The sequence below is a fragment of the Paraburkholderia sp. CI3 genome (assembly GCF_050436505.1).
In the GTDB taxonomy this organism is placed as follows: Bacteria; Pseudomonadota; Gammaproteobacteria; order Burkholderiales; family Burkholderiaceae; genus Paraburkholderia; species Paraburkholderia tuberum.
Map to the genome: position 1 here is coordinate 3,195,625 of NZ_JBNDMI010000004.1, position 26,994 is coordinate 3,222,618.

The following is a 26,994-nucleotide window of genomic DNA, read 5'->3' on the forward strand; positions in this document are numbered from 1 at the left end:
ATCAAAGCCTGCGAATCACGAGCTTTCACGTCGGACGAAACACGATGGCCCAACGTAACGAAATTTACATTCAGTAACAACTCTGGTGGACGACGATCGGTGCATGAATTCGTCTGATCTCGCGGCGCGATGATATCTCAAAAAGATTAAAAAAGCAGTCGCACCAAGGCTTAGCGCAGAGTCTTCAGAGATTACATGATGTTTACAGCGGACTCGTGCTGTCAGAGGAATTCTGACAGCGAAGGTGACGCAACGCGCTCCAATTTGTAACGGAGCAACAAAAAAAGGAGCCCGGAGGCTCCTTTTCTGGAATTCGCGGCGCGCGGGCCGCGAAGAAGAATGCCGGCCGGCTTAGCCGACGAAGGCCTTTTCGACCACGTAATGGCCCGGCTCGTTGTTGCTGCCTTCCTTGAAGCCCGCGTCTTCGAGCAGCTTGCGCGTGTCGCGCAGCATGTGCGGGCTTCCGCACAGCATGACGCGGTCGTCCTCGAGCGAGAAACCCGGCACGCCGAGGTCGGCGAACAGCTTTTCGGTTTCGATCAGCTCGGTGATGCGGCCGCGGTTCTGGAACGCTTCGCGCGTGACGGTCGGGTAGTACAGCAGCTTTTCCTGTACGAACTCGCCGAGGTGTTCATGCGCCGGCAGGTGCTCGGTGATGTATTCCTTGTACGCGAGTTCGTCGACGAAACGGCAGGTATGCGTGAGGACCACGCGCTCGTAGCGGTCGTAAATGTCCGGATCCTTGATGATCGACATGAACGGCGCGAGGCCCGTGCCGGTGGACAACAGCCACAGCGTCTTGCCCGGCAGCAGGTTGTCGGCCACCAGCGTGCCGACCGGCTTCTTGCCGATCAGCACTTCGTCGCCGACCTTCAGGTGCTGCAGACGCGATGTGAGCGGGCCGTCCTGCACCTTGATGCTGAGGAATTCGAGATGTTCTTCGTAGTTCGCACTGGCGAGGCTGTATGCGCGCAGCAGCGGCTTGCCCTCGACCTGCAGGCCCACCATCGTGAACTGGCCGTTTTCGAAACGGAACGACGGATCGCGCGTGCAGGTGAAGCTGAAAAGCGTATCGGTCCAGTGATGGACGCTCAGGACGGTTTGTGAATTCAGGTTGCTCATGGCTTCTTGGATAGTGCGAAAACAAAGGCGGCCAGTCGTCTGAGCCGGCCGGCACGGCAAGGGGCGATGCTGCGCTGACCCGTGGTCGGGACTCCCGCGCAATCCGTCATTTTACCGTGCCCGCCGGGGCGGGGCCGCGGCGCGGCGGTCGAGCGTGGTAAAGCGGGTTGCCAAACCGGGAAGCGGCGGCGCCGGCTTGCTGGCGCCGCGAAGTACGTTGGCTGAGTGCGGCCGTGCTTCAGCGGGGTACGGCGATTCGGCGAACGCCGCGAAGGGCGGCTGCCATTGGTTGCCCGGCAGGCGCGAAAGCGACGCGCCGCAAGGGCAGCATTTTCGAGATGATACCGAAAGGCGGCGTGCGCCGCAGCATTGACCTTGCTGATAAAACTGGCAAATGGGGCGGAACCCTGCCGGCGCCATCGAGATCGCCTCCCTTTCGACTATCGTTTGCGCGCCGCGATTTTTTGGGGAATACGCCCGACGTTGCCTCGTTTACGCAGGACGCGAGTCGCGCGAAGCCAGGCAGTGCGGTGGCTGCGCGACTCGTCCTGGCGGCTACGGCCGCCCATGCGAGCAGGAGGTGTCAAATGGAGGCTTCTCGCGCGATATCTGCATTCGGTTCATACACTGGCTTCGACGGGTTGGTGATACGGGCACGCGCATCGCGCCGCGTGCGTCGCGCGCTGTGTCGAGCCGGTCTGCTGGTTTTAGCGTTGGGGACGGTCGGGGCCGAGGCGCAGGAGGCGATTTTGCCGCCGCAGTCGGTGAGTTCATCGACCGTTCCGGCCAACGGCGATGTCGATCCGTACGGCATGGCGTTCGTGCCGGCCGGCGTGCCGTCCTGGAGCACGCTCAAACCCGGCGATGTGGTGGTGTCGAATCTCAATGCGAAGTCGAATCTGCAGGGAACCGGTACGACGATCGTCAAGCTCGTGTCCAACAGCGATCCGGTGACGTTCTTCCAGGGAAGCAATCTCGCTCTCACGACGGCGCTCGCCGTGCTGGGAAGCGGCTTCGTGCTGGTGGGCAATGTGCCGACCACGGATGGCAAGAACGTCGTCGCGCCGGGCTCGCTGCTCGTCATCAATCCTCAGGGCGGGCTCGTCAAGGAACTGAAAGATCCCAACCTGCTGGACGGCCCCTGGGATCTCACCGTGATCGACGGGGGGCGATTCGTCCGGGTCTTCGTCTCGGATGTGTTGAACGGAAAGGTCGCGCGGATCGATCTTGCCATCAGCGAGGATGGCGTTCAGATGCTGCCTGGCTCCACGAATACGGCGACCGTCTGGACGTTGCGCACCGACAGTCAATAAGGAAACCGGGGACGACGATCGGGGACGTCGTGACGCGTCGGGGACGCGCCACGGTCACACGGTTTCGCGGCGAGTCTATCGGTACACAGAGATGGGTCGGGGGCGGCGATTGTGGCGGCAAGCCTCGGCCAAGTAAGGAAATTCTGTCCGATGGAATTGATGACGCCAATTCGCGGGTGCCGCTTGCTCACACCGCCGGCACCCGCTTTTTTCCGCGCTGTTTCAACACGCGCGACTGCAGCACGATCACGAGTAGCAGGAACACGCCGCGAATCACCGATTGCCAGTACGCGGACAGACTGATGAACCCGAGCCCGTTCTCGAAGTTCAGCAGATTGAACACGAGCCCGAGCAGCAGCACGCCGGCAATCGTCATCGCGACGGAACCCTCGCCGCCCGTCAGCAGCGTGCCGCCAAGCACGACCGCCGAAATCGCGAACAGCTCCCAACCGACGCCTTCGTTAGGCTGCCCAGCGCCGAACTGCGCGGCGAGAATCACGCCCGCCATGCCGGCGAGCAGCCCGCTGACCGCATAGGCCATCACCAGCGTGCGGTCGACGTTCAGCCCCATCAGCCGCGCGGCCTCTTCGCTGCCGCCGATCGCGAGCGAGTGCCGCCCGAAGCGCGTGCTGCGCAGCGCGAGCCAGCCGGCGACCGCGGCGACGAGCGCGACGAGTCCCGGAATCGGCAGCCCGAACAGGTCGCCCTGACCGAAGTTGCCGAAGTTCGAATCGGCCGCGATCGATACCGCGTCGTTCTTGCCGAGCAACAGCGCGACGCCGTGGGCGCCGAGGCTCGTTGCGAGCGTGACGATGAACGGCAGGATCTTGAGCCGCGTGATGATGACGCCGTTCAGCACACCGACCGCGAGCCCGGCCGCGCAACCGGCCAGCACCGCGACCCAGCCGCCGAAGACGCTCGTCAACGCGGCGACCACGCTCGCGAGCGCCGCGACCGTGCCGACCGACAGATCGATGCCGCCCGTGATGATCACGAAGGCCATGCCGATGGAGATCAGCGCGAACATCGAGTTGTAGCGCCAGAACGACGTGATGTTGTACGCCGAGCCGAAGTGGTCGTAGCGCACGAGGCCAAAGACGACGAGCCCCGCGAGCGCAAGCAGGATGGGAAGATTCTTTTTCATCGCATCGAATCCGGAAAGGTTGCCCGCAGATCGTGAAAATGAGCGTGAGCGCCAGCGCCAGCGCCAGAATCAGCGCGAGCGCCGCTGCACGTAAACCGCCGCGACGATGATGCCGGCCTTCACGACGAGCGCGGCGGCATCGGGAATGCCGTGCGCGAGCAGCGTATAGCGCAGCAACTGGATGATCAGCGCGCCGATCAGCGTGCCGCCGATATACGCCTTGCCGCCCGTCAGCGCGGTGCCGCCGACCGCGACTGCCGCGATCGCATCGAGTTCGACGCCAAGCCCCACGACGTTCGCATCCGACGACGAATTCACCGAGATCGAGATCAGCCCCGCGAGGCCCGCGAGCGCCGCGCATAGCGTGTACGCGATCATCTTGACGGTAGCGGTCGGCACGCCGCACAGATACGCGGCTTTTTCGTTGCCGCCGGTGATCAGCAGATGCTGGCCGAACAACGTCTTGCGCACGACCCACGCGAACGCGCCGACCAGCGCGAGCATCAGCAGCACCTGGAACGGCACGCCCGCGACCTTGCCGAGCGCGATCCACTGAAACGCTGGCGTGTCGAACGCCTGCAGGCTGCCGTCGGTGACGACCTGCGCGATGCCGCGTCCGGCGATGAACAGCACGAGCGTCGCGACGATCGGCTGCACCGATAAACGAGTGACGAGCAGGCCGTTGAACACGCCGCATGCGGCCGCCGCGACTACCGGCAGCACGAACGCAAGCCCGATGCCGAGCGGCCCCGCTATGTTGAGGAACAGCATCGGCGCGAGCGCGCCCGAAATCGCCATCGACGCGCCCACCGACAGATCGATGCCGCCCGTCGCGACGACCAGCGTCATGCCGATGCCGACGATCACGATCGTCACGACCTGCGTCATGTTTACGTTGAACGTCTGCAACGACCAGAAGTGCGGCGTGAATATCAGGTTGAACAGCACCATCGCGAGCAGCACGATCACTTCGCGCTGCATCGCGAGATGGCGCCACTTGTGCACGGTGCTCGCGGACCGTGCGGGCGGGGTATTGGTCGATTGCATCATGGTGGTGTCGGCGCCCGCCGCAGCGGCGCCCGCCGCAGCGGCGCCCGCCGCATCGCTGCGCAGCGAATTCGAACGCAGCTTAAGCGCCATGACGGTCGCCCTCCAACGCGTCTTCGATGTGTGCCGATAGCGCGGCTTGCGCGAGCGCCGATTGGCCCTCGCTGCCGTAGGCGATCGCATCCATGATCGCGGTCTCGCTCATGTCGGCGCCGTTCAGTTCGGCGACCGTGCGGCCGTCGCGGATCACGACCGCGCGATCGGCGACCGCGGTCAACTCTTCGAGCTCGGAGGCGGACAGCAGTACCGCGAGCCCCGCGTCGCGCAACTCGCGCACGATCTTCGCGACGTCGGCTTTCGCGCCGACGTCAATGCCGCGCGTCGGCTCGTCGAGCAGCAGCAGCGCTGGCTCGGCCGCGAGCCAGCGCGCGAGCAGCACTTTCTGCTGGTTGCCGCCCGATAGCTCGCGGATCGGCTGATCGGCCGATCGCAGCTTGATGCCGAGCGACGCGATGAAGCGATCGACGATCGCCTGCTGCTTCTTCACGTCGACGATGCCGTTTTTCGCGAGCGTGCGCAGGCAGACGAGCGTCAGGTTGTCGCGCACCGACAGCTCGGGGACGATGCCTTCGCCCTTGCGGTCCTCGGTCAGGTACGCGAGGCCGCGCGCGATCGCGTCCTGCGGCGACTTCAGCGCGACTTTCTCGCCGCCGATCGACAGCGCGCCTTGTGCCAGCGGATCGGCGCCGAACATCAGCCGCATCGTTTCGGTGCGTCCCGAGCCGAGCAGTCCGGCCAGGCCGACCGCCTCGCCCGCGTGCACGTCGAGCGACACGCCGTTGACCTTCGGCGGCGCGCCGAGCTGCGTCGCGCCGATCACCTGCTTGCCGCGCCTCGCGAGATTCGCTTCGCGCGCGGCCGTGTCGTCTTGCACGACGGCGGCGAGCGAGCGGCCGAGCATCGTCGTGACGAGCTGCAGCTTGTCCATCTCGGCCATCGTGCTTTGTACGACCGTCTGGCCGTCGCGCATCACGGTCACGCGATCGCACAGCGCGTACAGCTCGTCGAGCCGGTGCGAGACGAAAATCACCGCGTGGCCGTCGTCGCGCAGCTTGCGCACGACGGTGAACAGCAGTTCGACTTCGCGCTCGTCGAGCGACGACGTCGATTCGTCCATGATCACCATCTTCGCGTCCGACGACACCGCGCGCGCAAGCGCCACCATTTGCTGGATCGCGGTCGAGTAACGACCGACCGGCTTTTTCACGTCGATCTGCAAACCGAACGAATCGAGCAGCGCGGCCGCGCGCTGCTGCACCGTGCGCCAGTCGATCAGACCGAAGCGGCGCGGCTCGCGGCCGAGAAAGATGTTTTCCGCTACCGAGCGGAACGGCACCAGGTTGATCTCCTGGTAGATCGTGCTGATGCCCGCTTCGCGCGCCTGCTTGGGCGTGCGGAAATCGACCTCGCGGCCTTCGAATCTCACGCTGCCCGAGCCGCGCCGATAGGCGCCGGTCAGGATCTTGATCAGTGTCGATTTGCCGGCGCCGTTCTGGCCGATCAGCGCGTGCACTTCGCCCGCGGCGACGCTCAGATTCGCGCCGCGCAACGCGGGCACGCCGCCGAAGCTGATGCCGATGTCCTGCATCTCGAGCAGCGGCGAACGGGTCAGGGGGGAGTGTGGCGTCTCTTTGCCAGATTCCGTCACGGGCGTTCTCCTGATGCGGATGCCCTGCTACAACGCCGAAGGGAGTCCCCGGGAAAATGATGCGCCCGGGGCGCTTCCCGATAATTGCGATCAGTAGCCGTACTGCATGTTCTGCTGCACGTTTTCCTTGTCGTAGAAGCGGTCAGACACCTTGATCCAGGTCGGGATCTTTTCACCCTTCGCATAGCGCTGCGCGACGTCGCAGGCGAGCGGGCCGAAGAACGGGCTCGACTGCACGCTCGCGCCGAGTTCGCCGGCCGCGATCGCGTCCATGCCGCCCTTGGTGCCGTCGATCGTGACGATCTGAATGTCCTTGCCCGGCTGCTTGCCCGCCGCCTTGATCGCAGCAATCGCGCCGAGCGCCATTTCGTCGTTGTGCGCGTACACGGCGGTGACGTCGGGATGCGCCTGCAACAGTGTTTCCATCACCTTGCGGCCGGTGTCGCGCGCAAAGTCGCCGCTTTGCGACGCGATGATCGTCATGCCGGGGTGCTTCGCGATGACTTCGTCGAAACCCTTCTTGCGATCGTTCGCGGCCGACGCACCCGTCGTGCCTTCGAGCTCGATGATCTTCGCCTTGCCGCCCGTCGCCTTGACGAGCCAGTCGGCGGCGCGGTGACCCTGATCGATGAAGTCCGAGCCGATGAACGTGATGTAGTCGCGGCCAGCCTTCGCCACCGACTGGTCGACGTCGCGGTCGACGAGGATCACCGGAATGCCGGCCTTCTTCGCCTGCAGCACGACCGGCGCGAGCGGCTTCTCTTCACGCGGCGGGAACACCAGCAGATCGACGTGCTGGGCGATCATGCTTTGAATGTCGGAGACCTGTTTGGAGTTGGAGCCGTTGGCGTCGGTCATCACGATCTGCCAGCCGCATTTCGCGGCGATGTCCTTGAAGCTCTTGGTTTCCGCGAGACGCCATGGGTTGTTGCTTTCGGTCTGCGCGAAGCCGACCTTCAGCGGGGTCTTGGTCGGCAACTTCGGCAATGCGTCGTCCGCGTGCGCGGCCGCCGCGCCGACACCGATTGCCAGAGCCAGCAACGAAGCTGCCAGCGGACGGATCTGCTGCTTGCGCGCGTGCATGCGCGACTGCCTATTGAGCGACGCCATGTCTTCCTCCAGTAACCGGTGACGGTTTATTTGCTTTTCGTGCTGCTCGGGATTGCCTCTGTCCAGCCGGGGGGGCGACGTTGGTTCGCCGGCGAGCGCGCGATTGGCTATGACCCACCGGCGCGCTGTCTTCCCGACCCGACGTGCCGATTATTCCACTCAAAATTATTATCGGTCAATCACTAATAATATTAGTTGTCACCGGTTTTGCCTCGGTAATTACCCTGACCGAGGTGCGTTCCACCAGCGGTCCGTCGAGCTTGACCGTGCGATGGCGCACCGGCGCGCCGGCTGCGCGGTTGTGCTCTTCCTGCAGCAGCGTTTCGACGGCCCAGCGGCCGAGTTCGTAGTTGGGCAGCACCACCGTCGACAGCGGCGGATGCGTGTGGCGCGCGATTTCCTGGTCGTCGTAGCCGAGCACCGACACGTCCTCGGGCACGCGCAGGCCGAGCTGCTTGAGCGCCTCGATCGCGCCGATCGCGGTCAGGTCGTTGGCGCAGAAGATCGCAGTGGGCGGATTGGCCTCGCGCATCAGCGACAGCGTCAGCTCGAAGCCGAGGCCGGGGCTCCAGTCGCCGTCGCGCACGAGTTCGGCCGCGAAAGGCAGATCGGCGGTCGCGAGCGCGGTGCGGTAGCCCTTCAGGCGGTCTTTCGCGGCGTCCTGCCACGGCTCACCGTTGATGTAGCCGATGCGCCGGTGGCCGGCCTGCAGCAGGTACTCGGTCGCCAGATGGCCGCCCGCGACCTCGGCCGGCACCACGGACGAGAACGTGCTGTCGCCGGTGTAGCAGTTCAGCAGCACGGTCGGCACCTGCGACAGCGCGGTCGGCGGCGCGACCTGGCGCGTGTAGACGGTCGCATAGATCACACCGAACACGTGCGGATTGGTGAGGACCGTGTCGAGTACCTGTTTTTCGATGTCGGCGTTGCCGTGCGTCGAGTAGACCGCGAGCATCTTGCCACTCGCGTACGCGGCGTCGCGCGCGCCGTCGATATTGACGACCGGGTGCGGGCTCGTCGAGATTTCGTCGGCCAGATAGACGATCAGGTTGCGCTCGTCGCTCGATGCCGCTACGGGCGCGCGCAGCGACAGCCGGTAGCCGAGGTCGTGCGCGGCCTTCAGCACCTTGTTGCGGGTTGCATCGGAGAATTTCGCGCCGGCCGCGTTGTTGAGCACGAGCGAAACGGTGGATTGCGACACGCCGGTGAGCTTGGCGATGTCGGTCATGGTGGGACGGCGTTGAGTCGATTTTTTCATTGTGCGGGCCGCACCGAGGCGGCGCTGAAGCGGGGGAATGCCAGCGGCATCATGCTGCTGACGGTACCACTAATAATATGCGCGCGACAACGCCCGCTAACCCGCCATTTGGGGATGGAGCTTACGGTCCGTTACCGGCCCTTTTTGAACGAATTTATTACTAATAATATTGACCAATGGTGCGGTGTCGTGCGATTCTCGCTCGGGGCGGACTGAGGTGGTCCGCCGGCCGCGGGGTGCGCGGCACGTCAAAGGAGATATGAATGCACGTTGATGCCGCTTTCCGCTCGCGGTTTCGCCTCGTCTGACCATGCGCGACGATTCCCTGAATCCTGCCCGGCCGCGCGAGGCACATGCCGCTACTCGATCGGCGACTCAACGCTCATGGCTCGACGATCCCGTGATCGCCGCGCGCCTCGTCACGTTGTCGGCCGGTGCGTTGCGAGCGGTGCTCGCGCCGGACGTTGGCGGCGCGCTCGCGGCGTTCTACGAAGTCACGCCGGAAGGTCCGTTGCACTGGCTGCGGCCGGCGCTGCCGGAAGCGTTCGAAGCGCGCGATCCGCTGCGCATGGCGAGCTTTCCGCTGTTCCCATACTGCAACCGGATTCGCGATGCGCGCTTCGCGTTCGACGGCGCGACGATCGATCTCGCCGGCAACGACCCGCGTTTCGCCCACGCGCTGCATGGCAACGCGTGGCGGCATCCGTGGCGCGTCGGCGCGCGCAGCGAAAGCGCGGTGGACTTGCACTTCGAGCACGAACCGGATGCGAGCGTGACTGGCGACTGGCCGTTTCGCTATCGCGCGCGGCAGCGTATCGAGTTGCGCGGTGGCGCGCTCCACATCACGATGTCCGCGCGGAATCTCGCCGGCCGGCCGATGCCGTTCGGCATGGGCCATCATCCGTACTATCCGCGCACCGCGTCGACGCGCATCCATGCCGACGTTCAGGCCATGTGGCACGCGGACACCGACGTGCTGCCGACGCATCTCGGCCCGCATCCGGCCGTCGACGCATTGCGCGCGGGCATGTCGCCCGATGCTTTCGATCTCGACAACAACTTTTCAAACTGGTCGCGCGTGGCGACGATCGCGTGGCCCGACGAGCGCCGCAATCTGACGATGCGTGCCGACGCGCCGTTCGATCACCTGGTCGTGTTCGCGCCGGTCAACGATCCGCAGTTATGCGTGGAACCGGTCACGAATACGACCGATTGCTTCAACGCGGTTGGTACACAAGAACACGTCGGTGGCTGCGTATTGCAGCCGGGGGAGGAGATCGAAGCGACGTTGAGCTGGACGCCGCTTCGCGAGTGAGGGGGACGCGCTTTCCGTTGGGGAAAGCTCAACCAACAGACGCGCTCACTCCAGCCGCAACTTCGCCATATACGGTAAATGATCGGACAGCCACGCGGTCTCCTGCGTCGGCTGGATCCATTCGACCGGCTGCATGTCGCGCACGAACATCTTGTCGAGCGACAGCGCCGGCGAGAACGCCGGGAACGTGCGCGCCGGTTCGCCGAGCAGCGTCGCGACTTCCTGCAAGCCATGCTCGCGAAAGAGCGGCACCGAGTCGTTGCGCCAATCGTTGAAATCGCCGGCCAGCACGAGCGGACCGTCGGGGGCTTCCTTCGCGATCCAGTGCGCGATCCAGTCCATCTGCCGCAACCGCGCCGGACGCGTCAGCGCGAGATGCGCACAGAGCAACGTGACGAGTCGTCCGCCGAACGTCGCACGCGCGACCAGCAGGCCGCGCTTTTCGAAGCGGTGCGCGGAGATGTCCCAGCGGCCGCCGAGATCGAGCGGATGCGGCGACAGGATCGCATTGCCGTGCCGCCACGACGGCTTGAACACGTTCGGGCCGAGCGCGACTTCGAGTTCGAGCGCGCGCGCGATTTCGGTTGCCTGACAGTGCCATACGTCGGTCAGTGGATCGCCCATCGGCGTGCCGAAACTGCTCGCCAATACCGGCGACGGCATACGCCGCGCCATCGCTTCCTGCAGGAAGTATGCGTCCGCGTGGGTCGATTGAACCCAGCGCTGCATCGCCTGCCAGGCCTGAAAACCGAGCGGTGTGCGGCCCTTGTGCAGGTTCCAGCTCACCGCGACGAAATCGTTCGGCGCGAGGTTCTCGCGGATCAGTTCTTCTGGGTTTCGCATGCCGCGTTATCCACGTGTTCTGTTTGAGCGCGTCGGTAAGGCGCGCGGTTCCTGTCAGTTCGAATTGCTGCTGCCGGTCGCGGCGCCATTGCCGCTCATGCCGCCGTTCGTGCCGTTGCCGTTCGCACCGTTGCTCACGACGTTCGCATGCACGCGGTACACGAGGTTCGGATTGTGATCGACGATCGTCCAGCTCGCCCATTGATCCGGCGACACCACGAGACCCGGGTGGCTCGCGCTCACCTGGCGCGGCTGCGGCGGCAGCTTGCAGCCGATGTCGGTGCGCGCCGCATTGTCGTCCTCGAGCGTTTCCTGTGTGTCGATCGAAAACATCACGCCCTCGGGATCGACGCGCAGCGGCGACACCGTGATCGTGCGTGACAGATCGATGCTGCCGGCCGGCTGGTCCTTGCAGCCGACCTCGTGTTGCACGACCTGGTGATGCGTATCCGTGCGTGCCTGGCCGACGGTGGTGGTGCCGTCGAACGAATCGATCTGCTGGCCATCTTTCACCACCTGCAGCTGCCATTGCACGACCTGCTGCGCTGGCCGTTGTTGCGCGTGGGCGAGCAACGAAGCGCCAAGCAGCATGGCCACGATACTGGTTTTCCACATAAAAAGTATCTCCGCTCACGCATCGCTTGCGTGGGTGCCTCGTAGCAATCAGAGAGCCATCTTACCCCCGATGGCCGCAACGATTTCTGACACGGTCGACGAGGGCCGGTTCAGCAACACTCCATTCCAGATGAGGATGGGATGCCAGCGATCGTTAGCAGCAGAGCCACATGACTGCTGGCTTGCACGCGTTTGTGTCCTCGCTACACTGGACTCGAACCGGCGCTCACAAGGCGCCGCCGCTGCAGAATCAGCCAAACGGGGTGAGCGATGACGACAGCAATGGTCAAACAGGAAATCGCCGTGGCCTCGTTCAGCCGGGTGTATGACCTCGACGAGGTCGAAAGCGCGCTGAACGGTCTCGGCGAGGGCGCGAACGAGGCGCTGCGCGCGACCTACGAAAAGATGCTGAAAACCGGCAATCTGCGATTCTGCGTGAAGCCGAACCGGATGCCGTCGATCGACGATCTGATCGGCGCGCTGCCCAATTTTTCCGCACCGCTCGACGACATCCGCAAGCAGGTCGCGCTGTGCCTCGAAACCGAGGACCGGCTCGAACTGATGCCGATCCTATTGCTCGGCGAGCCCGGCATCGGCAAGACGCATTTCGCGAAGCAGCTCGCGCGCCTGCTCGGCACCGCGTACCAATACGTCGCGATGAGTTCGCTGACGGCGGGCTGGATTCTGTCGGGCGCGTCGTCGCAATGGAAGAACGCGAAGCCGGGCAAGGTGTTCGATGCACTCGTGAACGGCAGCTACGCGAACCCGGTGATCGCCGTCGACGAAATCGACAAGGCGAGCGGCGATTCGCAATACGATCCGCTCGGCGCGCTGTACGCGCTACTCGAACACGACACCGCCCAGAGCTTCATCGACGAGTTCGCCGAGATACCGATCAACGCGGGCAACGTGATCTGGATCGCGACCGCCAACGACGAACGCGCGATCCCCGAGCCGATCCTGAACCGCATGAACGTCTATGAGATCTCGCCGCCGGACCACGCCGGCGCGCGACGCATCGCGCAGTCGATCTACGACGAGATCCGCGGCGCGCACAACTGGGGCCTGCGCTTTCCGGGGACGCTTGGCGAAGCGACGCTCGATGTGCTCAAGCGGGCGTCGCCGCGCGAGATGCGCCGCGCGATCCTGAACGGCTTCGGCGCGGCGCGCATCGCGGGACGCGACCAGATCGAGCCCGCCGATATCCGCCTAGATTACGGAAACCGGCGAAAACCGATCGGTTTTTGAGGTTTTCGGTCGGTTTTTTGTACCCAAACCCCGCTTCTCTGGAATTTGGGGAGCTGTCTCGGCAAATTCGTACAGCCTGCGTGGCGAATGCCGCGGCAATTATTGCTATTTTCGATGTGGAGCGCAGAATCGAGCCAGCTTGCGCCGCCATCGTCTGGTCGGCGCGCACGAACGTTTGTCACTTCTGTCTGTACCGAGTCGTACAATTTTCCGTGGTGGTGATAAAAAGACATAAGCAGACCAGCGGACAGATGCGTTCGACAACAAACGGAACGCGGCGGCGAGGTGCCGTACTTGTCTTCCTTCCATCGGCTGAACGAGGCAGCGCGCGGCCCAATGCGCCGCGTCAACGGATATGGATCAGATCGAATGTGTAGTGATCGGCGCCGGCGTGATCGGCCTCGCGACGGCGCGCGCGCTGGCGGCGCGCGGGCGCGAGGTGATCGTGCTGGAGACCGCCGACGCCATCGGCGTGGGCACGAGTTCACGCAACAGCGAAGTGATTCACGCGGGCATCTACTATCCGCGCGGATCGCTGAAGGCCACGCTGTGCGTGCGCGGCCGCGAAATGCTGTATGACTATTGCGCCGAGCGCAACGTGCCGCATTCGCGCTGCGGCAAGCTGCTCGTCGCCACGTCGCGCAACCAGATTCCGCAGCTCGAAAGCATCATGGCCAAAGGGCGCGACAACGGCGTGCTCGACCTGATGCGCGTCACCGGCGATCAGGCGCAGGCGCTCGAACCGGCGCTCGAATGCGTGGAGGCGGTGTTTTCGCCGCAGACGGGGATCGTCGATAGTCATCAGTACATGCTCGCGCTGCAAGGCGATGCCGAGCGCGACGGCGCCGTGTACGCGTTCCATGCGCCGGTCGAGGCGATCGAGGCTCACAACGGCCGTTTCACCATCGCGGTCGGCGGTGCGGCGCCCACCACGATCAGCGCTGCCTGCGTGATCAACAGCGCGGGTCTGCAGGCGAACGCACTCGCGCGCAAGATTCGCGGACTCGACTCGCGCCACGTGCCGCCGCTCTACTTCGCGCGCGGCAATTACTTCAGCATCTCGGGGCGCGCGCCGTTCAGCCGCCTGATCTATCCGATGCCGAACGAAGCCGGCCTCGGCGTGCATCTGACGCTCGACCTGGGCGGCCAGGTGCGCTTCGGCCCCGACGTCGAATGGGTCGATGCGATCAATTACGACGTCGATCCGCGTCGCGCGGAGTCGTTTTATGCGGCGATTCGCGCGTACTGGCCGGCCTTGCCCGATGGCGCGTTGCAGCCGGCGTACGCCGGTATTCGTCCGAAGTTGTCCGGCCCGGGCGAGCCCGCCGCGGACTTCATGATCCAGGGGCCGGCCGCGCATGGCGTGCGCGGGCTCGTCAATCTGTTCGGCATCGAGTCGCCAGGGTTGACCGCATCGCTTGCGATTGCGCAGCGGGTCTGCGAGCTGAGCGGGCGGCCTTGAGGCTGCGTTTGGACCGTACCGATCCGCTTATCTTTAGCATTTGGAATATCACGGGCGACGGCTACGTTGCTATGCTTGGCGAACGCTGTCATCAGAACGGCGTTGATTCCCATATAAATGGAGTGCGTTCCCCATGAGATCTTCCCGTCGTACGTTTTTGATCACCAGCATCGGTGTGGCATCGACGTTCGCGCTGTCGCGCCAGGCGTTCGCCGACGCGCCGAAAGTCTCCGAAACCGATCCGACCGCGCAGGCGCTTGGCTACAAGGCGGACGCGAGCAAGGTCGACAAGGCGAAATTCGCCAAATACACGCCTGGCGAGCAATGCAGCAACTGCAGCTTCTTCCAGGGCAAGGCGGGCGATGCCTACGGCCTCTGCCCGATGTTCGCGGGCAAGCAGGTCGCGGCCACGGGATGGTGCAGCGCCTATAACAAGAAGGCCTGATCAAGCCTGCGCATGAGGTGCTTGCAAGCGCGCACGGGATGCGCCGCAATCCCGCGGCGCATCCCGTGATTGTGCGCATCGTGGCGCTGCGCGCCGCGCGCGGCGCAAGCCGGGGTGGTTTTTCAAAGCTTCATTGCAGTGGACCGCTGGACTTTTAGCGGCGCGCATTCATCAATGGTGGCCGCCTGTCGAACCACGGCCGTGCCGCCTCGAGTTGCGCGGCGAGTCTGAACAGAGTCGCCTCGCCGCCGATACGCGCCGCGAACTGCACGCCGATCGGCAGCCCGCGCGCATTCCAGTACAAAGGCACCGACATCGCCGGCTGGCCGCTCAGGTTGAACAGCTCCGTGCATCCGGCCCACGCGAACGCCTTGTTCGACGCTTCGAACAGCAGTTTCTTCATCAATCGTTCTAGCGGCATCGTGGTGATCGCGCGCATCTGCATGCGCTCGACCGAGCTTGGTCGCATCTCGCCGATCTTGATCGGCGCGGACGCGAGCGTCGCGCACAACAGCACGTCGTAGCGGTTCAGCAGGTCGGTCAGACGCGCGGTGATGCGGCGCTGTTCGTCGAGCGCGGCCGGCAAGCCCTGCTCGCCGAGCTTGCGGCCGACGTGCGCCATCGCCCATGTCGAAATTTCGAACTCGCCGCGCGTTGGCTTGTGGCCGGTGATGCGCTCCGCGTTCAGCACGAGGTCCTCGGCGGTCACCGACCACAGCGTCAGGAACGCATGACGGACCGCCGCGAAATCGACGCCGAGCGACACCGGCTCCAGACGATGACCGAGTGAGCTCGCGAGTTGCGCGGCGTCGTCGAGCGCGGCGCGCGCATCGGCCGATAACGACGGCGCGAGCATCGGCTCGGTCACGTAGGCGATCGTCAGCGGTTTGCACGGCTCGCGCGTCGCGCCGAGAAAGGTGCCGGGCGCGCCGCTCGGCCGCTCGGCGTTGCCGGCCAGCAGATCGAGCAGCAACGCGCTGTCGCGCACGCTGCGCGACACGGCGTGATCGATGCCGAGTTCGCCGACGCCGGCCTGCGCCGCGCGCGGCACGCGACCGCGCGAGGGTTTCAGGCCGAACAGTCCGCAGCACGACGCCGGAATCCGGATCGAGCCGCCGCCGTCCGACGCATGCGCGAGCGGTACGATGCCGGCAGCGACCGCCGCCGCCGCGCCGCCGCTCGAACCGCCCGGCGTGTGATCGATGTTCCACGGATTACGGCACGCGCCAAATAGTTCGGGCTCCGTATAAGGCATCTGGCCGAGTTCGGACGTGCTGGTCTTCGCGAAGATATTCAAACCCGCCGCTTTCGCGAGCGCGACGACCGGCGCATCCTGAGTCGGAATGAAGTGGCGGTAGTGTCGGCTGCCCATTGCCATGGGCAGTCCCGCAACGGGCGCGCCGAGATCCTTGATCAGGAACGGCACGCCGGCGAGCGCGGCGTGGGCGGCGGAGTCGTCCGTTCCGTTCGTGCCGTCGACGGTATTCGCGCGATTCGCGTCTTCGTGCGACGCACGTTGGCGGGCCGCATCGTAGTCCTTCAGAACGATCGCGTTGATCGCGGGATTGACGGCCTCGGTGCGCGAGATCGCGACGTCGATCAATTCGCGCGCGCTGACCTGGCGCGTGCGCACGAGTTCGGCGAGGCCGATGGCGTCATGAGCGAGATAGTCTGATTGCACGTCGGTTGAGCCCTCGCGGTCGGTTGGCATGCTGCGTCGAATTCGTGGCCGGCCATGCACGCGCGACTGGGGCGTTTCGCTCGGCATCGCGTTGCCCCGCTCGGGCGTCGCACATGTGAAAAGACGGCGTGTCGGCCGACACGCCGTCTTGCACAGAGTACCCGAGTTGAGCGCCGACGTGACTCATGTGAATTCGAGTGCGCACTTCAAATGCGCGAGCTTGCGATCACATGCGCAACGCGGCGGTCCGACTGAATGCGGGAACCGCGGATTACATCCGCTCGCCGAGGAACGTCAGCGTGCGGCCATGCGCCAATGCCGACGCGTGCTGGTTGTACGACGCACGCTCCGAGCAGTTGAAACCGTGATCGGCGTTCGGGTAGATGTTGAATTGCACGTCGGCGCGACCCGCGAAGCGCTCCTGAATCTGGCCGATGTCCGACGGCAGAATATGCGCGTCGAGCTCGCCGTAGTGGAACTGCATTGGCACCTTGATGTTCGCGGCTTTGTCGAGATGGTTATGGATGCCGCCGCCGTAGTAGGCGACAGCGGCGTCGACCGAACCGGCCGCCGCGGCGAGATAGGCGAGACGGCCGCCGAAGCAGTAGCCGATCGCCGCGATCTTGCCGGTCACTTCCGGCAGCGCGCGCAAGGCGGCCGCAGCGGCGCCGATGTCGTCGACCGCGTCGTCGACCTTGGTTTTCTGCATCAGCTCGATGCCCTTTTCGCGATCCTTGCCGTCATACGTCAATTCGACGCGCGGCTGCACGCGCCAGAACACGTCCGGGGCGAGCGCGACATAGCCGTCCTGCGCGTACTGATCCGCGACCGAGCGGATATGGCCGTTCACGCCGAAGATTTCCTGAATGATGATGACGGCCGGTCCCTTGCCGCCCTTCGGCAGCGCGAGGTAGCCGCCGAAACTGTCGTTGCCGGCGGGGATGTCGATCCATCGGGAAGTCGTGCTCATGCTGTTCTCCATTGACTCGCGCGACCGCCGCGCGAGGTCGGTGTGTACGAAACGCTCAAGGCCACGAGGCCCTGCAACGGGCGGTTAGTTTGCCATCAAAAGAATCGCCTTGCAGGGAGGCGGGACGGGGCCTCGCGGGTGATGCGAAGTGCTTCGATTCTCGTCAGGCGATTGAAACGATCTCGATAATTCATTTTTCCGCGATGGCGCGTGTCGGTAAAGTCAGCGCGTGATGGCTCGCGCGTGTCAGCGCATCTCGCGAACACGTTGGCGAGCGCATAAATCAGCACATCGACGGCTTTGCGCCGGAAGGAAACGAACATGAATGAAGGCAGTTTCGTGACGCCGTTCGCCGAGCACTTCCAGATGCGGGTACCCGTCGTGCAGGCGCCGATGGCCGGCGGCGCGACGACGCCGGCGCTCGTCGCGGCGGTATCCAATGCGGGCGGACTTGGTTTTCTCGCGGGGGCGGCGCTCGCGCCCGAGAAGATCGCGAGCGAGGTCGCGGCGATTCGCGCGCTGACCGATCGCCCGTTCGGCGTGAATCTGTTCGTGCTCGATCCGGTCTCGCCCGATGAAGCCACCGTGCGCCGCGCGCTCGACGCAATCGATCCGCTGCGGGCCGATCTCGGCTTGCCGCCGGGACAGGCGCTCGCACGCTATGCGCCTGACTTTCGCGCGCAACTGGAAACGCTGATCGAATTGCGGGTGCCGGTCGCCGGCTTTACGTTCGGACTGCTAGCAGCGGACGACGTCGAGCGTTTGCACGCGAGCGGCAGCTATGTAGTTGGGACTGCGACGCATGTTGAAGAAGGCATCGCGTGGCGCGATGCGGGCGCCGATGCCGTCGCCGGGCAAGGCGCGGAGGCGGGCGCGCATCGCGGCACGTTCATCGGCGCATTCGAAGATGCGCTGGTCGGCACGATGGCGCTCGTGCCGCAACTGGTCGACGCGACCGGGCTGCCGGTGCTCGCGGCCGGCGGCATCATGGACGGTCGCGGCATCGTCGCGGCACTCGCGCTGGGCGCGCAAGCCGCGGTGATGGGCACCGCGTTTCTGACCACCCGCGAGAGCGCGATCCCCGAGGTATGGAAAACCCGCGTGCGCGGCATGGCAGATACCTCGACCACGGTGACGCGCGCGATCACGGGCCGCCACGCGCGCGGCATCCGCAATCCGTTGATACAACGTTTGCGCGAATCGGCGGACAGCATCGCGCCGTATCCGGTGCAAAACGCGTTGACGCAGGAGCTGCGGCAAAGCGCGGCGCGTGCGCAGAACGGCGATTACCTGTCGTTGTGGGCGGGGCAGGGTGCGCCGCTTGGCCACACGCGCGACGAAGCAATCGGCGCGATCGAACTGATGGCGCAGCTCGAGCAGGAATGGCAGGCGGCCTCCGTGCGAATCGCCGCGTTCTTGCGTTGATTGCATGGCCGATTTAAGGCTGATTTAAGTTTTTTACCGCGCTCACAATCCTGTGCGGCACGCCACATTTTTGAGTTGAAAAACCCTTCGAATCATATGTGACAGAAGCCGGAAAATGGCTAAATCCGCGCCCGCGGAGAAACTTCCCAATTAGCGGAAACCCGCATCGGCTGGGGCTTTCCGGCCCGCTCGCCCAAGCCACGAGCGGTTCGCCCGGGAACTGCGCTATTAGTGTTGTTCCCACTTTCTCAAAAAATTCCCGCAAATTAATTTGATGGCCTACACTTGCGCGCAAGTACGGTTTGCCAACTGTCACAAACAGTCCGGTAAACGTACTGGCCAAGTGCATGAACGATGCAACCGGCGTGGTCGTCCACGGGACTGAGCGACACGTGTAGGGGAAGCGGGGCACAGGGCGATTACGTTGTTTTGACCGAAACTGGAGACTTACATGAACATCAAGATTCAAAAGCTGTTGCCGATCAGCGCTGCGGCGGTGCTGTTCGCGACGTTGGCAACATCGGCCGCGGCCGACACGGTCGTGAAGATCGGTCACGTCGCGCCGTTGACTGGCGGTATCGCTCACCTGGGGAAGGACAACGAAAACGGCGCGCGCCTCGCCATTGAGGAAATCAACGCGAAGGGTCTGACGATCGGCGGCCAGAAGATCACGCTGCAACTCGACGCGCAGGACGACGCGGCCGACCCCCGCACGGCCACGCAGGTTGCGCAGAAGCTCGTCGACGACAAGGTCGTCGCCGTGGTCGGCCACCTGAACTCGGGCACCTCGATCCCGGCATCGAAGATCTATAGCGATGCGGGCATCGTGCAGATCTCGCCGTCGGCAACGAACCCGGCCTACACGCAGCAAGGCTTCAAGACGACCTACCGCGTCGTCGCGACCGACGCGCAGCAAGGCCCGGCACTCGCGAACTACGCGGCGAAGGGCATGAAGGTGAAGAGCGTCGCGATCGTCGACGACTCGACCGCTTACGGCCAGGGTCTCGCGAACGAATTCGAGAAGACGGCGAAGTCGCTCGGTATGAACGTCGTGTCGCACGACGCGACGAACGACAAGGCCGTCGACTTCCGCGCGATTCTGACGAAGATCAAGGGTGAAAATCCCGACGCGATCATGTACGGCGGCATGGACGCGACCGGCGGCCCGTTCGCCAAGCAGGCGAAGCAGCTCGGCCTGCGCGCGAAGGTGCTGGCAGGTGACGGCGTGTGTACCGACAAGCTGTCGGACCTGGCCGGCGACGCAACCGACAACATCGTCTGCTCGGAAGCCGGCATGGCGCTCGAAAAGATGGCGGGCGGCAAGGCGTTCGAAACGAAGTACGAGAAGCGCTTCGGCCAGCCGATCCAGATTTACGCGCCGTTCACGTATGACGCGGTGTACATCATCGTCGACGCGATGAAGCGCGCTAACTCGACCGATCCGGCGAAGATCCTGGCAGCGATGCCGACGACCGACTACAAGGGCGTGATCGGCGAAACGACGTTCGACTCGAAGGGCGACCTGCAGCACGGCGTGATCTCGCTCTACAACTACAAGCAAGGCAAGAAGACGCTGCTCGACGTCGTGAAGATGTAAATTCGGTGTGGTCGAAGGCGGCGTCGGGCCGCACTTCGATTTGCCGCTAAAGAGGCACGTGGGCCGTCAGGCTTGCGTGCCTCTTCTTTTTGGCGTCGCGTTTGCGTCAGATCTTCAAACGCCGCAGCACCTTCGGCCCGACGAGCGCGATCATCGCGGCGCACACGGCGACGACCGATAGCCCGATCGTCAGATTGGTCACCTGCGCGACCGCACCGATGATCACCGGTCCGAGCAGCAACCCGAAATAGGCCAGCCCCGCGACGTGCGCGAGCCCCTCGGCCGCGTGGATGCCCTTCACGCTCGCGGCCGCCGCGAACAGCACCGGCATCATGTTCGCGAGGCCCAGGCCGATCAGCGCAAAGCCGGCGAGCGCGGCCACCGGATTCGGCAGCAGCAGCGCGTCGACCATCCCGGCGCAGGCGAGCGCCGCACTGATCATCACGAGTTGCGGCGCGCCGAAGCGGGCGCGCACCGCGTCGCCGGCAAAACGCGCTGCCGCCATGCCGCCGGAAAACGCGGCGTAGGCGGCGCTGGCGAGCGCGGGCGTCGAGAGCACGACATCGCGCATATAGACCGTGGCCCAGTCGTACATCGCGCCTTCGGCGATCAGCGCGACCAGCGCCATCGTGCCGAGCGCCCACAACGCCGGCGAGCGCCAGCGGCTCGCGCGCGGCGTCGCGGCATCGGGATGCTCGGCGTGCGGCACGTGCGGCAGCACCGACGGGCACGCGAGCACCAGCACGAGCGCGCTGGCCGCCGCGGCGAGCGCGAGATGCACAGCCGGCGCCATGCCGCGCGACAGCAGCGCCCCGCCCACCGCCGCGCCAAACATGCCGCCAAGGCTGAACATCCCATGCAGCGACGACATGATCGGCTTGCCGAGCGCCTTTTCGACGGCGCTCGCTTCGGCGTTCATCGCGACGTCGAGCGTGGCCATGCCCGCGCCGAAGACGGCCAGCACGATCAGCAGGATCCAGTACGCCGGCACGACGAGGATCAGCGCGGCGCAGGCGGCCATCGCGAGGCCGCCGGTCAGGCAGGCGCGGCGCGTGCCGACCCGCGCGATCCACGACGCATTGGTCACCATCGCGCCGATCGATCCGCCCGCCACCGCGAACAACGCGAACGACAGCATCGCCGGATTCAGATGGAAGCGGTCGCGCACCGTCGGCACGTGCACGCCCCACGACGCGTACATCATGCCGGCGATGAAAAATACCGCCATCGTGGCAATGCGTGCGCGTTGCCGTGCGGTGACGGACAGATTGCGATGCGCGGCGGGCAGGACGGCGAATTCGGAGGCTTGGTGATCGGGCACGGAGGTCTCGAGGCGAAGTGCGCGAGAAAGCGCATTGAAAGCGGATCTTCGATTCTATCGAAGCGTGGTGGCGAATGCTTGGAGCCGTGGGATCGGGCGCATACGATTGATAGGCTGGGGATGCAACCTGGCGGTATTGCCGGCTGTCATGCCACGGCACGCCGCAGTTGGTTTTTGCATTGCCGTGCGCGGCGGCTTTTCTGCCGCTCACCGCCTTCCGTTCATTCCTAATTCACCGAGGAACGCTCAGTTGAACATTCCGGCTCACGCTCCGCTGCATCTGCTGCACACGGCCACGGTCGGCACGCTCGCCACGCATGCTCGCCAGCCCGAGGGCTTTCCGTATCCGTCGGTGCTGCCGTTCGCGCCGGACGCGCGGCATCGTCCGACGATCCTCGTGAGCCGGCTCGCGGAGCACACGCACAACCTGCACACCGATCCGCGCGCCGGTTTTCTGGCCGTCGACGCACCCGACGGCGACGTGCTGGGCGGCCAGCGCGTCACGCTGCTTGGCCGCTTCGAGCCGGTCGGCTCGAGCCCGGAACTGGCGCGGCGCTACCTGCGCTATCACCCGGACGCGGAGCGCTACCTGATGCTGGGCGATTTCACGTTCTGGATCATGGAGGTCCAGCGGCTGCGCTACATCGGCGGCTTTGGCGCGATGGGCTGGCTCGATGGCGCCGAACTCGATCCGCTGCCGCCGCTTGCAGTCAGCGAGGAGGACGCGCTGATTGCGGAATTCGGTCACCGGCTGAGTGGCGCGGGCGGCGTCGAATTGCTGGGTGTCGACCGTTATGGCGCCGATCTGAAACGCAACGGCGTGCGCCACCGTTTCGCATTCGATGGCGCCCGGTCCGATACCGGGACATTGCACGCCGCGCTCGAAGTCTGCATCGAGCGGCATGCGGATTAAGTATTTATCGTTTATCGAGAAAACGCGCATGCGCCAGTCGCGACGAACGGGTCTGGTCTTTGTCTCAATAGCGCGCGGCTTATCCCAGTCAAAGCTTTCATGCCGTGAAATGTTCGATGTGCAATAGACGGCTCAAGTCTCATTTCTTGATAGTTAAATGGTGTAAATATGCAGATCAGTGGACTTTTTCAGCGACATGCGAAATCAGGATTTGAAAGGCCGTAGTCCGACCCAAAAGCAGCGCAGGAAATTTTTTGAAACGAATTTAAAATAATTTTTTCCGGTTGCTTATCCAGCCTTTCTATTTTGTGTTAATCTCGCCGTCAAATTCCGAGGCATGAAACCTTCAAAGGCGAGTCGGCAAAAGACCGGCGGTCATTTATCCATACCACAAGGGAACCTATGTCTTCTTACAAGGAACTGCTCGCGCAGCGCGAGAAGCTCGAAAAGCAGATTGAAGAAGCGAAGTCGCGCGAATACGCGGAAGTCTTGAATGAAATCAAGCAGAAGATGGCGGATTACGGCATTTCGCTGAGCGAACTCGGCGGCGGCCGCGCACCGAAAGGCGCTAAAGCGAGCCGGCCGCGCGCAGGCGTCGCGCCTAAATATCGCGATCCGGAAAGCGGCAGCACGTGGTCCGGTCGCGGCAAGCCGCCGCGCTGGATTGCGGGTCTTGATCGCGAAAAGTTTCTGATCCAGAAGTAATCACGATCAGGCGGGCAGTGAGGGTTGGCCGCACGTAGTACGAATAGCGGCAATCCACCGCGTTTATAGCCTGCTGCAGAATCTGAAAAAGCCGCGCACCGTTCAGGGCGCGGTTTTCGTCATTTGCGGCGCCGAGTTTTTTGTCGCATGCGCTTCAGGCAACTGGAACGCGAATGCTTTTCGTTTAGATAAGCGACTGATTTAAAAAGGTTTTTTCCGCTTTTCCCTGCGCGCGCGATTCGTGGCGGGTACAATAACAATAATTGACCTTTCCGCCACTTCAGCATGCAGTCCGCCGCGATCGCCCAAACCACCGAGAAACAACGCGTTGCGCGCAAAAGTACTTTTGCGAGTATTGCGCTCAATAGCGTGTTGATGACGCTGCAAATCGCCATCGGCACGATCGCGCACTCGCAGGCGCTAGTTGCCGACGGTATCCATTCCCTTGCCGATCTTATTTCCGATTTTGTCGTGCTGATTGCCAATCGGCACAGCGGGGCCAAGCCCGACGCGGATCACAATTACGGGCATAGCCGTTATGAGACGGTGGCGTCGTTATTTCTCGGCGCGCTGCTGATCTCGGTCGGCGTTGGCATGTTGTGGCGCGCCGGTACGCGGCTCGCCGACCTGCAAAATATTCCCGCCGTGCACATGAGCGCGCTCGCGGTCGCGGCGCTCGTGCTGGTCTGCAAGGAAGCGCTGTTTCGCTACATGCTGCGCGAGGCGAAGCGCGTGCGTTCCGCGATGCTGATCGCGAACGCCTGGCACGCGCGCTCGGACGCGGCGTCGTCGCTGGTGGTTGGAATCGGCGTGATCGGCAGTCTCGCCGGCTTGCGGTTGCTCGACCCGATCGCAGCGGCCATCGTCGGTTTCATGGTCGCGCGCATGGGCTGGACCTTCGGTTGGGACGCGCTGCAGGATCTGTCGGACCGCGCGCTCGACGAAACCGCCGCGGCCGACATGCGGGCATTGCTGATGGCCACCCCCGGCGTGCGTGACGTGCACGAAATGCGTACGCGCAAGATGGGCGATTTCGCGCTCGTCGACGCGCACATTCTGGTCGATCCGATGATTTCGGTATCGGAAGGGCATTACATCGCGGAGTCGGCGCGTCTGCGCGTGCTGACCGACAAGCGCGTGCTCGACGCGCTGATCCACGTCGATCCGGAAAACGATGCGCTCGCGCATCCACCGGTCGATCTGCCGCCGCGGGAGCGCGTGACCGCCGAGGTCGACGCGGCGCTGGCGGCCTGGGGCTTGCAGGCCGCTGGGATAAATCTGCACTACCTGAGCACCGGGCTCGACGTGGAGGTGGTGTTACCGGCGGCGGCGTCCGTTGAAGGGCGCGCTGCGGACGGCCCAGAGGCCGCGCGTCTGCTGGAAAGCGAGGCGCAGTCGCTTGGGCGCGTCGATCTGGAGGCGCTCAAGCGTCGTCTCGGCGCGCGCAAGCTAGACGTGCTGCTGCAACGGGATATCTCGGCCGCGCAAGGCGGTCCGGCGGCGGAACTCAAGACTGGCGTCGCCCCCGGCGGTCGGTCAATCGCCGCGGAGCCTCACAACGCCGCCTGAGTCCGATGAGTTTCGGACACCCGATGCCACGAACCTTCATGCCGCCCGCAGCGGCGGCATCCGTCACAACGGCAACTGCGTATCGAACTTGATTTCGCGCAGCACGACGCTCGTCCGCACCTGGGCGACGGCTGGAATCTTGAAAATGCGTTCGTGCAGGAAGCTGTCGTACGCCTTGATGTCCGGCGCGACGATCTTCAGGATGTAATCGGATTCACCGGTCGTGCTGTAGCACTCGGTCACTTCGGGGCAGGTGGCGATTTCCCGCTCGAACTGCTCGACGCCGCCTTCGGTGTGGCGCGTCAGATGGATATGCGCGAGCGCGCACACATGCAAGCCGAGTTTTTCGCGATCGAGCAGCGCCGTGTAGCGCTGGATCACGCCCGACTGTTCCATGTCCTTGATGCGCCGCCAGCACGGCGTGCTCGACAGCCCGACCTGGTCGGAGATTTCCTGCACGGAACGACGTGCGTCGAGCTGCAGTAGGCGCAGGATCTTCTGTGAGAACGTATCGAGTGTCAACTGCGCCTCCGTTAGCGTCGCCGTATCAACGCATGGTAGAGGGCGCGAAAACGAAACGCAATGTAAAACGGCTCTCGCGAGCGAGATTGCCTAATTTACCGGGTCGGGAGCGGCGTTTTGCCCTGAGCCGTCCCCATCATCCTTGCCGTCCCCCGGCAACTCGGGCTGACGCGCGCGCAAGTCCTTCAGCATGTTGCAAAAGAGGGCACCCTGCTCGATCGCGTCGTCGAGCGCGACGTGCGTGTGCGGATGCTCGTCGAACCAGTGCTTCGGAAAGCGCGGCTTGATGTTCTTGCGGTACGGCAGGCCAGTCATCGCGAACGCGAGCGTCTTGATGTCGAGCGCCGACCACGAAAACGGGCAGCGGCCGACGAAGCGCATCATGTACCAGAACATATAGGTGAAGTCGAAGCCGGCCGGCATCGCGACGAACACCGGCTTGCCCGGCAGCGCCTCGACCCATTCGACATAGGCGGTCAGGGCGGCCTCGGGTTTCTGCAAGTCCTGGCGGCAGGCCGCCCATGCCTCCGGCTGCGTCTTCCACCACGCTTCCTGAACCGGATGCGGCGCTGCACCTTCGAGCAGTTCGAGATTCGCCGAGAACGTCGCGATCAGCTGCTTGTCTTCGGTGTATGCGGCGGATGCGAAGCTCAGCATCGAATGCGGGCCGGGGATCGGGCCGTCCGCTTCGACGTCGGTACTGACATAGATTTCGCTGCTCATACGCCCACTCCGTCGGCGACGTAGGGATTCGTGCGGCGCTCGGCGCCGAACGTCGAGGTCGGGCCGTGGCCAGGCACGAACGTGACGTCGTCGCCGAGCGGCCAGAGTTTGTCGCGGATCGAGCGGATCAGGTCCGCATGATTGCCACGCGGGAAATCCGTGCGGCCGATCGAGCCGGCGAACAGCACGTCGCCAACTAGTGCAAGCCGGTGCGCGCGGCTGAAGAAGACCACGTGGCCCGGCGTGTGGCCGGGGCAGTGGTAGACCTCGAGGGTTTCGTCGCCGAATTGCACGGTGTCGCCATCTTGTAGCCAGCGGTCCGGCTCGAAGGCGTCGGCGGCCGGGAAGCCGAAGCGCGTGCTCTGGTCCGGTAACTTGTCGAGCCAGAAGCGCTCGTCGGGATGCGGACCTTCAATCGGTACGCCGTGGTGGCTGGCGAGTGTCTTCGCGCCGGCGCAATGATCGATGTGGCCGTGGGTCAGCAAGACCTTGTCGACGGTCACGTTCTGCCGCGCGATCTCGCGCTGGATCGTGTCGAGGTCGCCGCCCGGATCGACGACGGCAGCGCGCCCGGTGGCCTCGCAAACGAGCAGCGAGCAGTTCTGCTGGAACGGCGTGACGGGGATCAGGGTGACTTTCATGGCTGGACGACGCGCTGGAAAAACGTTGATTGTACCGGGCCTCGCGACAGCCTCCGCCGCCCATGCGACGGGGCCGGCTCCCGGCCCGTCTCAGCCTTTCGTATGTCCATTTTTGCGATAAATGTGAAGATTGATCAAGTTTTTGAGCAGCCCGCCATCCCAAAAAAAAGTTTTGGGTATAATGGACTCCATGCACTAGGAATTGTGCTGCCACAAGGCGATGCGTTCCCACAAAAAGGGAATGCCGCTCGCCGTTCAAGTAAGGGCTGTCGGAATGCCGACGGCCATCCAGTATCG

25 protein-coding genes are annotated in these 26,994 nt (G+C 64.3%); 10 read left to right on the forward strand and 15 right to left on the reverse strand.

Annotation, left to right across the window (positions count from 1 at the left end; all coding sequences use genetic code 11):
* Positions 1 to 351 precede the first annotated feature (351 nt).
* Positions 352 to 1,122, reverse strand: coding sequence for a ferredoxin--NADP reductase (locus OKW29_RS36235; protein ID WP_018419136.1), 771 nt, complete (start codon positions 1,120 to 1,122; stop codon positions 352 to 354).
* Positions 1,123 to 1,793: 671 nt separating this feature from the next.
* Between OKW29_RS36235 and OKW29_RS36240 the strand changes: the two genes are divergently transcribed.
* Entirely contained in the window at positions 1,794 to 2,435 is a 642-nt protein-coding gene (locus OKW29_RS36240; RefSeq protein WP_429294310.1) for a hypothetical protein, read from the forward strand.
* Positions 2,436 to 2,622: 187 nt separating this feature from the next.
* Here the strand turns inward: OKW29_RS36240 and OKW29_RS36245 are convergent, their stop codons facing one another.
* The 5 genes from OKW29_RS36245 to OKW29_RS36265 all read right to left on the reverse strand — a co-directional run bounded on the left by OKW29_RS36245 (position 2,623) and on the right by OKW29_RS36265 (position 8,672).
* A complete protein-coding gene (locus tag OKW29_RS36245; RefSeq protein WP_429294311.1) occupies positions 2,623 to 3,579 on the reverse strand; it encodes an ABC transporter permease in 957 nt (318 codons plus the stop codon).
* Between the two features lie 69 nt (positions 3,580 to 3,648).
* Positions 3,649 to 4,629 carry an ABC transporter permease gene (locus OKW29_RS36250; protein ID WP_409340036.1) on the reverse strand — a complete coding sequence of 327 codons (981 nt, stop codon included), beginning with the start codon at positions 4,627 to 4,629 and terminating at the stop codon, positions 3,649 to 3,651.
* 79 nt (positions 4,630 to 4,708) lie between these two features.
* Positions 4,709 to 6,274, reverse strand: coding sequence for a sugar ABC transporter ATP-binding protein (locus OKW29_RS36255; RefSeq protein WP_429294998.1), 1,566 nt, complete (start codon positions 6,272 to 6,274; stop codon positions 4,709 to 4,711).
* A 150-nt stretch (positions 6,275 to 6,424) separates the two neighbouring features.
* Positions 6,425 to 7,444: an ABC transporter substrate-binding protein gene (locus OKW29_RS36260; protein ID WP_429294312.1), complete on the reverse strand. Its 1,020-nt coding sequence runs from the start codon at positions 7,442 to 7,444 to the stop codon at positions 6,425 to 6,427.
* Between the two features lie 175 nt (positions 7,445 to 7,619).
* Positions 7,620 to 8,672: a LacI family DNA-binding transcriptional regulator gene (locus tag OKW29_RS36265; protein WP_429294313.1), complete on the reverse strand. Its 1,053-nt coding sequence runs from the start codon at positions 8,670 to 8,672 to the stop codon at positions 7,620 to 7,622.
* A gap of 340 nt (positions 8,673 to 9,012) precedes the next feature.
* Here OKW29_RS36265 and OKW29_RS36270 point away from each other — a divergent pair, with 340 nt between their 5' ends.
* A complete protein-coding gene (locus OKW29_RS36270) occupies positions 9,013 to 10,017 on the forward strand; it encodes an aldose 1-epimerase (RefSeq protein WP_429294314.1) in 1,005 nt (334 codons plus the stop codon).
* 45 nt (positions 10,018 to 10,062) lie between these two features.
* Here OKW29_RS36270 and OKW29_RS36275 read toward each other — a convergent pair whose 3' ends face one another.
* Positions 10,063 to 10,860 (reverse strand): endonuclease/exonuclease/phosphatase family protein, encoded by a 798-nt coding sequence (locus OKW29_RS36275; protein WP_090802649.1) that lies wholly within the window; start codon positions 10,858 to 10,860, stop codon positions 10,063 to 10,065.
* Positions 10,861 to 10,914: 54 nt separating this feature from the next.
* Positions 10,915 to 11,475, reverse strand: coding sequence for a hypothetical protein (locus OKW29_RS36280; protein WP_429294315.1), 561 nt, complete (start codon positions 11,473 to 11,475; stop codon positions 10,915 to 10,917).
* A 270-nt stretch (positions 11,476 to 11,745) separates the two neighbouring features.
* On the opposite strand from OKW29_RS36280, the gene OKW29_RS36285 reads away from it, so the two are divergent.
* The 3 genes from OKW29_RS36285 (at position 11,746) to OKW29_RS36295 (ending at position 14,630) form a co-directional block, all read left to right on the forward strand.
* On the forward strand, positions 11,746 to 12,723 hold the full coding sequence (locus tag OKW29_RS36285) for an AAA family ATPase (RefSeq protein ID WP_184026014.1): 978 nt from the start codon (positions 11,746 to 11,748) through the stop codon (positions 12,721 to 12,723).
* A gap of 355 nt (positions 12,724 to 13,078) precedes the next feature.
* Complete coding sequence (locus OKW29_RS36290; RefSeq protein ID WP_184068809.1) at positions 13,079 to 14,185, forward strand: NAD(P)/FAD-dependent oxidoreductase; 1,107 nt, start codon at positions 13,079 to 13,081, stop codon at positions 14,183 to 14,185.
* Between the two features lie 133 nt (positions 14,186 to 14,318).
* Positions 14,319 to 14,630 (forward strand): high-potential iron-sulfur protein, encoded by a 312-nt coding sequence (locus OKW29_RS36295; protein ID WP_184026020.1) that lies wholly within the window; start codon positions 14,319 to 14,321, stop codon positions 14,628 to 14,630.
* 154 nt (positions 14,631 to 14,784) lie between these two features.
* On the opposite strand, the gene OKW29_RS36300 is transcribed toward OKW29_RS36295, so the two are convergent.
* The 3 genes from OKW29_RS36300 to OKW29_RS36310 form a co-directional block, all read right to left on the reverse strand.
* Positions 14,785 to 16,341, reverse strand: coding sequence for an amidase (locus OKW29_RS36300; protein ID WP_429294316.1), 1,557 nt, complete (start codon positions 16,339 to 16,341; stop codon positions 14,785 to 14,787).
* A gap of 241 nt (positions 16,342 to 16,582) precedes the next feature.
* On the reverse strand, positions 16,583 to 17,281 hold the full coding sequence (locus tag OKW29_RS36305) for a dienelactone hydrolase family protein (RefSeq protein WP_429294317.1): 699 nt from the start codon (positions 17,279 to 17,281) through the stop codon (positions 16,583 to 16,585).
* Positions 17,282 to 17,376: 95 nt separating this feature from the next.
* Complete coding sequence (locus OKW29_RS36310; protein WP_429294318.1) at positions 17,377 to 17,604, reverse strand: hypothetical protein; 228 nt, start codon at positions 17,602 to 17,604, stop codon at positions 17,377 to 17,379.
* Here OKW29_RS36310 and OKW29_RS36315 point away from each other — a divergent pair.
* Together OKW29_RS36315 and OKW29_RS36320 are read left to right on the forward strand one after the other, a co-directional pair.
* A complete protein-coding gene (locus OKW29_RS36315) occupies positions 17,603 to 18,706 on the forward strand; it encodes an NAD(P)H-dependent flavin oxidoreductase (protein ID WP_429294319.1) in 1,104 nt (367 codons plus the stop codon). The genes OKW29_RS36310 and OKW29_RS36315 overlap by 2 nt on opposite strands.
* A 451-nt stretch (positions 18,707 to 19,157) precedes the next feature.
* Positions 19,158 to 20,303 (forward strand): branched-chain amino acid ABC transporter substrate-binding protein, encoded by a 1,146-nt coding sequence (locus OKW29_RS36320; RefSeq protein WP_184026037.1) that lies wholly within the window; start codon positions 19,158 to 19,160, stop codon positions 20,301 to 20,303.
* Between the two features lie 106 nt (positions 20,304 to 20,409).
* Here the strand turns inward: OKW29_RS36320 and OKW29_RS36325 are convergent, their stop codons facing one another.
* Entirely contained in the window at positions 20,410 to 21,624 is a 1,215-nt protein-coding gene (locus tag OKW29_RS36325; protein WP_429294320.1) for an MFS transporter, read from the reverse strand.
* Between the two features lie 250 nt (positions 21,625 to 21,874).
* Between OKW29_RS36325 and OKW29_RS36330 the strand changes: the two genes are divergently transcribed.
* From OKW29_RS36330 to OKW29_RS36340, 3 genes are all read left to right on the forward strand, one after another.
* Positions 21,875 to 22,537: a HugZ family protein gene (locus OKW29_RS36330; protein WP_184068800.1), complete on the forward strand. Its 663-nt coding sequence runs from the start codon at positions 21,875 to 21,877 to the stop codon at positions 22,535 to 22,537.
* A gap of 402 nt (positions 22,538 to 22,939) precedes the next feature.
* Positions 22,940 to 23,242, forward strand: coding sequence for an H-NS family nucleoid-associated regulatory protein (locus OKW29_RS36335; protein ID WP_008921239.1), 303 nt, complete (start codon positions 22,940 to 22,942; stop codon positions 23,240 to 23,242).
* A gap of 285 nt (positions 23,243 to 23,527) precedes the next feature.
* Positions 23,528 to 24,811, forward strand: coding sequence for a cation diffusion facilitator family transporter (locus OKW29_RS36340; protein ID WP_429294321.1), 1,284 nt, complete (start codon positions 23,528 to 23,530; stop codon positions 24,809 to 24,811).
* A gap of 63 nt (positions 24,812 to 24,874) precedes the next feature.
* Here OKW29_RS36340 and OKW29_RS36345 read toward each other — a convergent pair whose 3' ends face one another.
* The 3 genes from OKW29_RS36345 to OKW29_RS36355 all read right to left on the reverse strand — a co-directional run bounded on the left by OKW29_RS36345 (position 24,875) and on the right by OKW29_RS36355 (position 26,697).
* Positions 24,875 to 25,333 carry an Lrp/AsnC family transcriptional regulator gene (locus OKW29_RS36345; protein WP_012431468.1) on the reverse strand — a complete coding sequence of 153 codons (459 nt, stop codon included), beginning with the start codon at positions 25,331 to 25,333 and terminating at the stop codon, positions 24,875 to 24,877.
* 90 nt (positions 25,334 to 25,423) lie between these two features.
* A complete protein-coding gene (locus OKW29_RS36350) occupies positions 25,424 to 26,056 on the reverse strand; it encodes an exonuclease (RefSeq protein WP_090802665.1) in 633 nt (210 codons plus the stop codon).
* Positions 26,053 to 26,697, reverse strand: coding sequence for an MBL fold metallo-hydrolase (locus OKW29_RS36355; RefSeq protein WP_429294322.1), 645 nt, complete (start codon positions 26,695 to 26,697; stop codon positions 26,053 to 26,055). The genes OKW29_RS36350 and OKW29_RS36355 overlap by 4 nt, the downstream gene beginning before the upstream one ends.
* Between the last annotated feature and the right edge of the window lie 297 nt (positions 26,698 to 26,994).